Source organism: Acinetobacter sp. 70_2 (assembly GCF_056736115.1).
The window spans coordinates 356222-368224 of sequence record NZ_JBWZIP010000012.1; the positions used below are offsets into that span (position 1 = coordinate 356222).

The 12003-nt window shown below is 37.1% G+C and carries 9 protein-coding genes; 2 read left to right on the top strand and 7 right to left on the bottom strand.

Annotated elements, in window-relative coordinates; genetic code table 11:
• Positions 1 to 8: 8 nt before the first annotated feature.
• Positions 9 to 590: a YqiA/YcfP family alpha/beta fold hydrolase gene (locus AC1PJ9_RS05530; RefSeq protein WP_311087269.1), complete on the bottom strand. Its 582-nt coding sequence runs from the start codon at positions 588 to 590 to the stop codon at positions 9 to 11.
• Between the two features lie 211 nt (positions 591 to 801).
• Here AC1PJ9_RS05530 and AC1PJ9_RS05535 point away from each other — a divergent pair, with 211 nt between their 5' ends.
• Positions 802 to 2145 carry an alpha/beta fold hydrolase gene (locus AC1PJ9_RS05535; RefSeq protein WP_002054038.1) on the top strand — a complete coding sequence of 448 codons (1344 nt, stop codon included), beginning with the start codon at positions 802 to 804 and terminating at the stop codon, positions 2143 to 2145.
• A 64-nt stretch (positions 2146 to 2209) separates the two neighbouring features.
• Here the strand turns inward: AC1PJ9_RS05535 and AC1PJ9_RS05540 are convergent, their stop codons facing one another.
• The 6 genes from AC1PJ9_RS05540 to gshA all read right to left on the bottom strand — a co-directional run bounded on the left by AC1PJ9_RS05540 (position 2210) and on the right by gshA (position 11237).
• On the bottom strand, positions 2210 to 2935 hold the full coding sequence (locus AC1PJ9_RS05540) for an SH3 domain-containing protein (RefSeq protein ID WP_311087270.1): 726 nt from the start codon (positions 2933 to 2935) through the stop codon (positions 2210 to 2212).
• 112 nt (positions 2936 to 3047) lie between these two features.
• Positions 3048 to 3788 carry a lysozyme inhibitor LprI family protein gene (locus tag AC1PJ9_RS05545; protein WP_311087271.1) on the bottom strand — a complete coding sequence of 247 codons (741 nt, stop codon included), beginning with the start codon at positions 3786 to 3788 and terminating at the stop codon, positions 3048 to 3050.
• Positions 3775 to 5679 carry a glycoside hydrolase family protein gene (locus tag AC1PJ9_RS05550; RefSeq protein WP_032011057.1) on the bottom strand — a complete coding sequence of 635 codons (1905 nt, stop codon included), beginning with the start codon at positions 5677 to 5679 and terminating at the stop codon, positions 3775 to 3777. The genes AC1PJ9_RS05545 and AC1PJ9_RS05550 overlap by 14 nt, the downstream gene beginning before the upstream one ends.
• Entirely contained in the window at positions 5669 to 8962 is a 3294-nt protein-coding gene (locus AC1PJ9_RS05555) for a type VI secretion system Vgr family protein (protein WP_311087272.1), read from the bottom strand. The genes AC1PJ9_RS05550 and AC1PJ9_RS05555 overlap by 11 nt, the downstream gene beginning before the upstream one ends.
• 167 nt (positions 8963 to 9129) lie before the next feature.
• The gene (locus AC1PJ9_RS05560; protein ID WP_311087273.1) at positions 9130 to 9645 is read right to left on the bottom strand and encodes a disulfide bond formation protein B; all 516 of its coding nucleotides are present in this window, start codon (positions 9643 to 9645) and stop codon (positions 9130 to 9132) included.
• Between the two features lie 14 nt (positions 9646 to 9659).
• On the bottom strand, positions 9660 to 11237 hold the full coding sequence (gene gshA, locus AC1PJ9_RS05565) for a glutamate--cysteine ligase (RefSeq protein WP_000082286.1): 1578 nt from the start codon (positions 11235 to 11237) through the stop codon (positions 9660 to 9662).
• Positions 11238 to 11405: 168 nt separating this feature from the next.
• Here gshA and AC1PJ9_RS05570 point away from each other — a divergent pair, with 168 nt between their 5' ends.
• Positions 11406 to 11945 carry a DUF924 family protein gene (locus AC1PJ9_RS05570; RefSeq protein WP_311087274.1) on the top strand — a complete coding sequence of 180 codons (540 nt, stop codon included), beginning with the start codon at positions 11406 to 11408 and terminating at the stop codon, positions 11943 to 11945.
• The last annotated feature ends 58 nt before the right edge of the window (positions 11946 to 12003 follow it).

Consider the following 12003-nt stretch of genomic DNA (forward strand, 5'->3'; position numbering starts at 1 on the left):
CGTTTTCCTTATTTGATGGTGTGCGCAAAGAATTCGATCACTAAGGGTAATTTTTCTTCAAAATCTTCCATGGCATGATTGCCATGAGCATCCGTCAAAATCAATGAGGATGGTGTTGCAGCACTATAATAGCGTTGTGCTTGACGATAATCCAAAATTTCGTCGCCTTGTTGCAATAAGACGAGTATTTTGTCAGCATTTTCAGGTAGTTTCAGTTCCAGTTGTTCTAACTGTCGTAACTGAACATGATCAATTGACCATTGATCATTCACCTTATAAGGCATGCTTTCAACTTGGAAGAGCTCATCAAACAGCCTCCATGGTTGCATAGCAGGGTTAATCAGTACAGCCGGAACATTATATTTCGCGACAAAATATGTCGCAAAAAACCCGCCAAGGCTACTGCCGACTAAAGCCACATCTTGTAAAGACTCGATCAGCTCTGAAACTTGCGCTACAACCTGATCTGGAGATCTATTTAAATCTGGCAAATGTACATTTATGCCCAATTCGCTACAATACTGCTTAAGGCTCAGCCCTTTAATCGAAGAAGAGCTGCTATTAAAGCCATGGAGGTAGATAATATTCATATATTTCCCTCTTAAATTGAGAATAAACTCACATTTTTGTTCTCAGTTTGTATATAAAAACACTATTGTCAGACAAGAAAAACGACTCAACTTACCATTCATCAGTATTTTAAAAACATGTGTTATTTAAACTACTAAGATGGAAACGTTAGCTGCCGTTCATAAAAAGTACAGCTTAAAACGTCGGTTATAACGTAAATGGGGAAAAGATATGCCGAGCTTAACACCGTTACATGAAACTTATTGTAAATGGGATCGTACGCCACCAAGTCAGGCCGACGTACTAGAAGGTTTAGCTCAACTGTTCAGCACCAGCTTAAATGGTGTACATGAATTAATACAAGTCATTAATATTGAAGTATTAAAGAATGCTTTTGGTATTAGTGCCCAAAATGCGAATAATTTTCAAAAACGCCCTTCTGTGCAAAAGGTATATCAGTTTTCTTATGGTGCCTTACAAAAGTATGGACGTTATTTTTTAGCGCCCGGTTTGCGTCGTATTATTGAAAAGTTCCCGACCCTTCATGAAAAGCCATTAACACCAAGTCTTCATTTTTTGGTGGGCATTTTAAATGGTATTTTCGGAGACTATTTGCTTAAACAACATAGTCCCCTTGCCTTGCCCATGGTGCTATACGATCACTACGGTGCAATACAACAAGGCGAACTTGCAGGGCGTATTGTGATTTTGGTTCATGGGTTGTGTATGAACCATCTGACTTGGTCAAATGCACACTATGGCGGCATTGGTGAGCGTCTGTTAGCACAACGTGACCACAACACCATGCTGTATTTAAACTACAACACAGGTCGCCGCATTTCAGCCAATGGCCGCAGTTTTTCAAATTTATTAGAAGATTTGGTACAACGTAATCCAAGAATTACCAGTATTGATATCATCGGTCATAGTATGGGTGGGCTGGTTTCCCGTAGCGCGCTGTTTTACGGCAAACAAAACATGTACCAATGGATTCATATGGTCGAGAACTTAGTCTGTATTGGTTCTCCGCACCATGGTGCAGTACTTGAGCGCTTTGGCTTTGCTATACAAGATAAGCTCGGAGCATTCCCATTTGTCGGATTACTGGGTCAGTTAGTTAATATCCGTAGTAATGGCATTTTAGACCTACGCCACGGCAGCGTTCGTGATGATGACTGGGAATATATGGATGCCCGTATCGGCATGATGGATGACAACCGTGCTCCGGCTCCTCTACCTTCCCATATCAATACCTTTTTAGTGGCAGGAACACTCGAATTTGAAAAGGTGCGTAATAAAGCGCTTACCGTGATTGGCGATTACTTAGTGAGTGTGAAAAGCGCACTGGGCGAACATCCAAATCCACGTTTTCAGCTTAAAGTTCCAGACTCACATAAAGCAGTGTTTTATGGCTTAAACCATTTTGAAATTCAGTATCACTCAAGTGTTGCCGAACAGATTACTCGCTGGCTATATCCTCATGTTAATGATTATGTGCAAGACGGTATTCAAACTCATATTATTGATATGCCGAACTATACGCTTGAAGATTTGGAAGGGATTGTTGAGACGTAAAAAAAGCCCAACTTTTGTTGGGCTTTTTTAATTAATTAGCTTTTGTAGAAGAAAGAAAATATTTTTAAATTTCAACCTTCCAAGCTTTATTGGCAACTAGTTTTCCATTTTTTATATTTAAAACAAAGTTGTAAGCTGCTGCACCACCTTCATTAAAAGTATTTAAAATAAAAATGTTATTATTTAAGTAATATATTTTAAAATCAGCAAGCTCATTCTTATCACCATCTATACCATTTTTAGGGAAAAAATATTGCTCGAGCTCAGTTCTACTGATTTCTATTCTGTTATCTTTTTCTTTAACAATAATTTTATCAAGTTGTAAAAAATTATTGTCAGGTAGGCTACCATCTGTACCAAAGAACTTTTTATCATTAAAATACTTATATTCACCATTAAAAGTTTTATAAAGTTTAGGATCTAAAATAGCTTTTTTTGCATACACTTCTACTATTATATTTTTATCACTATAAACAGCTTTTTCTCTAGAATATTGAGATAGTTTAATAGAAGTATAACCACCAAAATTATTTATTCTATTTTTATAGACAAATCCTGTTACACCATTACTTGCATTAACTAAACAAAAATTATTAGTCTCTTCATCCATCACACAAGAAACAATTTCATTATTATTTAATTTGGTTGTAACTTTCGAACTTAAACTTGAATTTTCCCTTACATTCACATACCCATCTTTATCTTGAATAAAACCAAAATCAGCATATGAAGCTTTAATAGATCCAATAATGAAAGCGGTAAAAACTATAAGTTTAAGATATTTTTTCATTTAAGCTAAGCTCGTTATTTAATTTGAATTTCTATTTTAGAATAATAGCAATATCATATTTTAAGCTGATATTACTATTATTAAATATAATCAAAATCTTAATAACACATAATTACTCTTCATCATCATGACAATCATTTTTCTTGTTTTTTATATTCACATCAGTTGTATAATTAATTGCAAAATTTAAATTTATTAAATCTTCTTTTCTAAAGACTTTCGGAACTATATTCCAAACATTTTTACCGTTAGTAACGAATGCCAAATTAAATTCCGGAACTTTATTATTATTCGTATCAATTTGATATTCCACAGAAAATCCATCTTTTTTCTTGCCAATAATATTATATATACGTGGCTCCTTTAACCCTTGATCACAAGCTTGATATATATAAATTTTGTTTTTTAAAATTTTAATTGTACTTTCACTACAATAACACCCACCTGTTTCTAACTCTTTCATAATACCATTTGTGTATTTAAATGGTTTTATTAGGTTTCCCTCTAAACTATCAAGGTCCAAATATGACTTTTTCAAATCTTTTATTTTAGAATTATTAAAATCACTTAAACATTTATAGTTTTCACTACTTGCTTCTTTCCCATTAAATTTACATTTTAAATTTCTATATTTCAACCAAGAGCGTTGAGTATCTACCAGATACTTAACTTCATTTTTATTATCACTGATATAGCTTTTTATATCTGAATATATACTATTCAGATCATGCTCACTATTACTATACATTGTTTTCTCGTCTAACCGTTGTGGTTTATAATCTGCAGCATTTGAGCAGGCACTCAAACTAAAGACTAACAGTAAGCCAAGAAAATTAATATTAATGCCTTGCATCATATACTCCTTTAACAAATAATTGATATTCACTATTACGTCTTTTAGTTAAACCGAGATCTGGAACCCTTTTTCCATTTACAGTTATTTTATTTATATCTAACATTTCTTTAGGCCCATCTTTATAATTAGTTTCATTAATAAGCTTACATAAATTAGGTGCTTTACTAGCAATATTCCCAATATTGAATGCTAACGATACTAAAGCATCAAATTCATATTGGTAAAGCGGAACTCTAATAGCTTTCTTAACATAAGCTTCATGTTTCAAAACATCTTCATCAAAATAAGTTTTAGCTTGAGATATTGAGATAAAATCTTTTAAAGCCTTTTTCCCTAAAGCTTTACATGACGCTTGACCTACTAGATGTCCCCAACCAACTGTACAATATCCCTTAGAATCATTGTAATAATATGTCCCTTGCCCGTCAGGAGTTAAATATTTACCTTCCCATTCTTGAATAAATAACCTTGCATTTGTACTTGTTGTTAAATTGCTTATAGGTATTCTATTTCCTTTCGGAGTCTGAGAAGGAGTTTGAGGTAACTGTAAATCAAAACTATTTCTATATCCTTCTAACAATATTGCTAAGGGATCAGCTATATCATCACGTCTTGAATATAGTCCGTGCTCTTTTATTGTAAGATTTGACGCATCATCTAATGAAAAACCATTGCCTGTAAAATATTCAAAATGTAGCATCGAGACATTATGTGCTGTTTTTCCAGCAATAGGTATAACTGCTGGTCCATTGTTTTTTTTCATTACGCCTGTTTTACCCAATATTTGGCCTTGCGTAACGGGGTCGCCCACTTTTAATGTTATTGATTTTGGATCTAGTTCACCATACCTAATTATAAACTCTCTACCATCATCAGTTTTATGTCTAATACTTATTTGATTAGTGTGTAAATAAAATCCTTGTGAAGCTATTACTTTACCAGGCGCTATAGCTACTACTTCAAAGCCACTTTCTGCCTTGCTGACAGGTTTACAATTACTATATAAATCTCTTCCCGCGTGTCTTCTATTACCACCTCTATTTCTTCCAAAAATTGCCATAGAAGCATTAGTATCATTGAGTTTAGCGCCCCAATAATAATTTGACAGTTCTCCACTTATATCATTAATAGGTTTTTCTTTAAAAGGAAAAATAATACTTGGTTTATAATTAGATATATTTTGTTTTGGATTACCAGTATCTTGACTTTCAGCATTCACATTTTTTAATTCTGGTGCTGTACTATTAAGAATCTGATCTTTAATATAATTATAGACTTTATCTGCACTAATATCAGACACCCAATCTGGAGCTTTTGCTAATGTACCAAACCAATGGTCATCTTTATCATCGTGATTATCCTTCTTAGCAGCTCCATTATTAATATTAGAGTTATTATTTATTTTTTTTGGTTCTGCTTTAACTCCCTTGTTTAAAGGTAACTTTAGTATTTGTCCTTCAGAAATCTTATTTGCATCATTAATTTTATTTATTCTTTGAATCTCTTCAATATTACAATTCATTTCTTTTGAAATTTTTAATAAAGTATCGCCTTTTTTCACCTTATATGTTTTTCTACTATATTGACCAGCTTGCCCTTTCTCTCTGAGCTGAGTTTTTATTAAAACTGATGGACTATATAGCTTGACAATAGCATGGCTTTTTTCAAGACAGACTCTATTGATAAGTTGCATTTGATTTAAAATATTTTGAAAGTAGATATCAAGAACTACTCCTTTATCTCTACTTATGTCAACAATTGCTCCTTTAGAATTTGTTAATCCTTCAGCAACGAGTTTATTACCATTTTTTATTTGATATTTAGCATTCTTAATGGGATGTCCTAGCAAGTCTAATAGAATAAAGGTTACTAAACACTTATTTTTCATTCTTTTTCACTCCTAAAGTAAAATCCTCATCATCCCATTCATCAACAATTACATCCCACAGTTCTTGCTCTTTTCCAACTAAAACTTTTATATTCAACGGATCTTCTTTTGTAATTTTCCCAGTTCGCCCATGTTCATCTAGGCCTCCTGAGATAAATGAATTTGTTGCTGGAATAAAAGCTTTATAACTAAACTGACTAAAATCATTCTGCCAAAACAAATCATAAACATCCAACTTATTACTATACATCATGGTACTTGGCAGTTGAGGAACCTCATAAGAAACCTTGGCCCCACTCGTAAACAAATGTTGCCCAGCTTTACTTTCAAACTTACCGCCTGTGGTTGAAAACACGCCATTGGCATTAATTTTGAGCTGTGACCCACCAGCTGTTAATACAATTTCTTTTGGACTTGTAAGCTCGATTTTTTCTTCAGTAGAAATCAGCTTAATAACCTTCTTCGCAATTGCTTCAATAGCATCATCTTGTGCTTGTAGTTCGAGCTTTCCTTTTGCTGCATAAGCACGCAAGCCTTTTTGCGCAGCAAACAAACTGATTTTGTCTTGTGCATGTCCAATAATATTTTTCTGTGCACTCAAATTAATTGAGCCGCTAGCACTTTCGGCAATATCTTGCGACGCTTGCAAAATAATATTTTCAGGAGTCGTCAAAGCAATACCATTTGGTGAAGCTAATAACATCAAGGCTTGTCTAAAGATTTTGCCTTGTTCTTGCTGTTTAGTATCGGAACTACTTTCTAAACCTTGGGTATAACCTTCCATAAAGCCTTGTAAAGAACTCAATGCTTTAGAAGGTGATACTTCCAATTTACTGCCTTTACTAAAAGTGCCACATACACTCATCATGTCAAAGTCTTTAGTCTCAACATTGGCTAAGACTTTTCCGACCTCTTGAATACTCTCAAATGGATTTTTATGAATGCGATCTTTAATGCTGGCAAGCTTACCTTTAACGATATCGGCACCATGTTCTTCAACGTTTTCGATGAAAGCTTTTAAGTTTTCCACCGCATCTTTGGCATCGGTGAAGAAAGCATTAAATTCATCTACAACGCCTTTCGCATTGCCGCCTAGCGCACCAATGTCTTGAATAAAGCCACCACAGCTTTTTAGTGCGTGAATAGGGTCGTTATTAATCCCTTCTTTAAATAGATTTACCGTACTATCTAATGCTTGACCTGTGGTTTTTAGCTCAAGTGACTGGATGAATTTAGGTAAGCGATTAATCACGTTCAAAGCATCAGTTTGTTGCTTAGCTGCAACTTCACTGAGCATTTTCATGCTTTCATAGCCTTGTGAAAGTAAAGATTGTGCTTGTGCAGCCTCTAAATGGTCTGCAATCGCCTGCTCTTGTGCATAGGTACTAATGAGCATGCCTTTACCTGCACGCACAGCTCCCCAAGCGTCTGTTCTCAGTTCAAAGCCTTCACCACGGCCTTGGCTCGTCTCTTGTTCTTTTGGATGGCTTAGATTACCCAAATTCAGCTGTGTTGCTGCATGGCTACTTTGGAGCTGGGTACTGATTTGTCCAGTTGTGTCATCAAAGCGTAATTGGTTGAAGCCACTTCCATTGATTTCCTGACTGCGAATCCCGCTCAGTTTTTTAGTTGCAGGAAGCTGACCTTTTATATCGAACCTGGTTGGTGAACGCTGCGCTTCATGGATGCGCCCAGTCACAAATGGACGGTCGATATTGCCATCAAAGAAGTCAATAACAACCACTTCACCAATACGTGGTAAGAAACGTGCCCCATACCCTTCTCCTGCCCAAGGAGTCAGAACATCCACCCAAGCTGAGTCAGTATCATTGTCATTGCTACCTGCACCACCGTCATGGCCATGATCATCACTACGGGTAAATAGAAAACGTACTTTAATGCGCCCCCATTCATCGACATGAATAGTTTCTCCTTGTGGCCCCACGACTTTTGCTCGTTGTGGATAGGCAATTGGTCGATGCTGTTCTGGATTATATTCAGGCGCAGTTTTGATTTGACGGCGTATTAGAGTCAGCTCATTACCTTGACGCTCTATATCATCATAACCATGTTGGTCCCAACGACTTTGGGTTAATAACTGGCTAACTTGCTGATGTAAATCTTTAGGCAAGTTATTTTGGTTATAAAAGTTTTTAGCAATAATCAGGAACTCTTGATCTGCCCCTTCATGCTGATCAATTTCAGGGTGCTCGCGTAGATTAAACCAATAGCCGACTTGGCTATCGCGAACACTACTATAGGCTTTAAAGTATTTAGCCCGACTCGCATGCATGTCGGTGAAGTGTTGATTTAATTTTTCTAACTGACTACCACCCGAAGCCGTTGCCTGATCTTCTCCTTTTAAATCTTGCATCCAAGCGGGGCTTACGTGCCATGCTTGCTCAAGACTTAAAGTGGCTGAGTCGAAGTTATCCGAATGTGTATGCGTGGTAACAACCGAACCATTACCCTCTTCTTGTGCAAGGGCATCGGGTTGCCAGCGCTGCACATGTACCGCTGTCGGTTGCAAACTTCGCACTGCAACAAAACCAGTAATACTATCTTGATATTCGGTTGCGCTACTTCTGTGATAGCGAATACTACGACGCTCTAAAGCCTGATACTGGCTATTATCATCAATGAGTCTTAGTTTTTGAGCTTGTATTGGCGCAGTAAAATGCGGAACAAAAAGTTCTGACTCATCAATGAGCCAACTAATGCCTTCACTTCGCCATAAGCGCGTGAGAAAGTCATAGTCAGACTCATTGTGCTGCATGGTGAAAGGTCGAATATCATAGTTTTGACTTAACCCACCCAAGTCTAGACTTAAACTCGCAGCAAACAGTGGACTTTTTTCTTGCCACTCTTTAAATAGAACTTCGGTAATTTCTACGATACTTTTATTCATGAAAACACGACTATTACGGCGTTTGTGCCATAAATTTGTCGCATCTTCTAAAGTCAGCTTATAAAGCGTTAAAGCACCATCACTTTGTCCATAACTGGCTTCAGTCACAATACCTGTTGTTCGGAATAATTGTCCCGAATCTGTAACCTGATCAACAGCGACCTGAACGCCAATAAATTGCTTCAATGCAATTTGGGCATTGGTTGAAAGACAGATCAACTCTGCCATTAGGCCACCATTCAGCTGATGTTGGCCTTCTATACGTTGTAAGAATATTTGGTTATTGAGTAGTTCATTAGAGAACTGTACATGGATAGCACGTTTCTGAGCATTTAGCCCTATTTTTTCCAAGACACTAAATATATTAAAAAGCATTTTTTTATAATCGTAAGGATATATAAACGGGTGCACTTTATAAAAAACAGAACTATCTGTCTATAAAATTATGCGTTATTTTTATCAATTTTTCTTATATTCTCACTTATTCTAATATGATTAAAAAAAGCCCAACCTAGGTTGGGCTTTTTTTAATCGTGTTAAACTCACTTTTTAGCAGTCTTAAATACTGGATAAAAACGGAATAACTGCCATAAACAGACCAACAAAAGCAAAACGAAATAAACCAATGACCACATTGGTAAAGACTGGCCTAAAAAAGTCCAGTCAATTGCCGCACATTCACCTGAACCAGAAAGCACTTCTTGTAAAACTGCTTTCATCGGTAAAGCATCGATTAAATAATTTAAACCCGGTCCACAGCTTGGTACTTGGTCTGCTGGTAAATGCTGTATCCAAACATGACGGCCTGCCACGCCGACTGACCATAAAATTGCAATACCTGCTAAAAATGCATAGAGGCGTTTAATCGCATTGGAAACTGGGTTATGCAAAAATGCAATGAGCGCCACAAAACCCATTGCCATTAAGCCAACACGTTGAAAAATACAGAGCGGACATGGCTCTAACCCTTTTACATGTTCCAAATATAACGCAAAAGACATGCCGACAATGCTTGCCAATACAAGCAGTCCACTCACCAAACGGTAACTTAATCGCATGTAAAACCTCGTTTTTATCTATATTGTTCAAGATATTGATCAAAACTGATCTGACTATCTTGCTCAAGTTGTTCTTGCTGCTGTAAAGATTGTGCAGCCAATTGTTCAAAATATTGTAAAGTCTCTGCACTGATTTCATGCTTTTCATAACTTTCAGCATGCATCTGTGCCATATGACTGCCAAAGCTCCAGGTTCCACCATGCTTTAACGTGTCATCAATGACATGGGCAGATAATGTTTCATCTACTTCATCAATGCGTTCTTGCATTACGGTCAAAGCCGAGCTGTACAGATTTGTCGCATAGGTCTGATCGAGTAATTTGGCACAAGCCTGCATGTTCGAAATATGCTGACGTGCCCAATCTTCAATATGGTAAGACCCATTTAAATCAGTAATGGTTGCGTTTGGCGCTCGGCCACGGTTAACCACTTCTGTCTGGTTTTTCTCAATCAAATCTTGCTCAGGACATAGCAACTCAGGGCTATCACTGAGTAAGCAATAAAGTGCAAGTGCTTCAAGGAAGCCAGCCGTTGTTTCATTTACACCAATTGGTGAATATGGATTTACATCTACTGCACGAAGTTCAACATAACCCACTCCTCGATTTTGCAAGGCTTGAGATGGCGTTTCACCTGCGTGAGGCACCTGTTTTGGACGCACGAGACTGTAATATTCATTCTCGATCTGTAAAACATGATCATTAATTTGCAACGGTTCACCAGAGGCATCATTTAACCCTAAACGGCTAAATGGCGGGTAAGGAGAATGTACTGCTTTTTGTAAACCAGCCAGATAACCAGATAGGTTGTTATAGTGAATACCTAAACTTTTTTGTGCCGAGTTTTGGTAGCCTAAACGTCCCATACGCAGGGCTGTAGCATACGGTAAATAGTATGACCCTTTGATTAAAGGCAACAAATGATGTTCATGTCCAGTCAAGAAACAACGACAAACCGAAGGACTCGCTCCGACTAAGAACATTACCAGTGGCGTTAAGCGAATAAAATTACGAATAAGACCAAAATAGCGGTGGCTACGATAATCTTGCAGGCTGAGTGCTTTTAATTTTTCGTCAGTTTCATGTGCCTGCAAGGCAGTAAAAAGCGAATCTGGAAAAGATAAATTATAGTGGACGCCCGAAATGGTCTGCATACGGCGACCATAACGAATACCCAAACCACGACGATAAAGTGTCTTGAAACGGCCAATATTAGAAGTACCGTATTGCGCTAGACGAATACGCTCCTCATTGTCATCTAGCATACACGGCATAGACAACGGCCAGAGTTTTTCACCATTTTCCAAGTGGCGGTGCACAACCGCATGAATATCGGTGAGCTCATGCAAGGCATCCCCAATCGTTGGCTGTGGTGAAGTAATAAACTCCATCAACGCTTCTGAATAGTCAGTTGTAATTTTTGGATGTGTTAAAGCTGAGCCCAATGCCTTTGGATGTAACTCTTGTGATAAGAACCCATTACTTTGCATACGTAGGCTTTCACGTTCTATTCCACGTAACATGCCTTGTAGTAGCGACGAATCCACCCAAGCAGGAATAACTGATTGAGATGGTGTAGTGGGTTGACTCATGCATTTGCTCGCTTATAAAAGATCACTATATACAAAATCGTGACATGATATGGATGTTGATATGATCACATCATTTCAGTTTGGCAATTTTTATCACAATCTTGTTATTTAAGACACGAAAGAATTGTGATTTTATTGAAGAATAATTGCTAAAGAGTTGTCAATATCATGAACGATCAAGACATTTTAAACTTCTGGTTTTCACCTGAACACCGTTCACTTTGGTTTGCAAAAAGTGATGAATTTGACACAAAAATTCGTGATCAATTTGCAGACATTCATCGTCAGGCAACTCGAGCAGAACTTTGGTCTTGGCGAAAAACGGCAGAAGGTCGTCTTGCAGAGATTATTGTGCTAGATCAGTTTTCTCGCAACATTTATCGTGATCAACCCGAATCTTTTGCTTACGACAGCCTCGCTTTAGCTTTGTCACAAGAAGCAATTAGCTTGCAACTCGATGCACAGCTTAACCCTGAACAGCGCTCGTTTTTATACATGCCGTTTATGCATAGTGAATCGAAGCTAATTCATGAGTTTGCTTTAAAATTATTTCAACGCCTCGGCAATGAAATAAATTTAAGCTTTGAGAAAAAACATAAAGTGATTATCGATCGCTTTGGACGTTATCCTCATCGCAATGCCATCCTTGGACGTGTTTCAACACTAGAGGAAACCGAATTTTTATTAGAACCGAACAGCAGTTTTTAAGACTGCTTTATTTTTTAATGCTGAGTTATCCATTCTTCCATGCTCAGCTGGGAGTTCA

Coding starts and splice junctions, on each gene's coding strand:
- AC1PJ9_RS05530 (WP_311087269.1), bottom strand. CDS start 590: ATGAATATTATCTACCTCCATGGCTTTAATAGCAGCTCTTCTTCGATT.
- AC1PJ9_RS05535 (WP_002054038.1), top strand. CDS start 802: ATGCCGAGCTTAACACCGTTACATGAAACTTATTGTAAATGGGATCGT.
- AC1PJ9_RS05540 (WP_311087270.1), bottom strand. CDS start 2,935: ATGAAAAAATATCTTAAACTTATAGTTTTTACCGCTTTCATTATTGGA.
- AC1PJ9_RS05545 (WP_311087271.1), bottom strand. CDS start 3,788: ATGCAAGGCATTAATATTAATTTTCTTGGCTTACTGTTAGTCTTTAGT.
- AC1PJ9_RS05550 (WP_032011057.1), bottom strand. CDS start 5,679: ATGAAAAATAAGTGTTTAGTAACCTTTATTCTATTAGACTTGCTAGGA.
- AC1PJ9_RS05555 (WP_311087272.1), bottom strand. CDS start 8,962: ATGCTTTTTAATATATTTAGTGTCTTGGAAAAAATAGGGCTAAATGCT.
- AC1PJ9_RS05560 (WP_311087273.1), bottom strand. CDS start 9,645: ATGCGATTAAGTTACCGTTTGGTGAGTGGACTGCTTGTATTGGCAAGC.
- gshA (WP_000082286.1), bottom strand. CDS start 11,237: ATGAGTCAACCCACTACACCATCTCAATCAGTTATTCCTGCTTGGGTG.
- AC1PJ9_RS05570 (WP_311087274.1), top strand. CDS start 11,406: ATGAACGATCAAGACATTTTAAACTTCTGGTTTTCACCTGAACACCGT.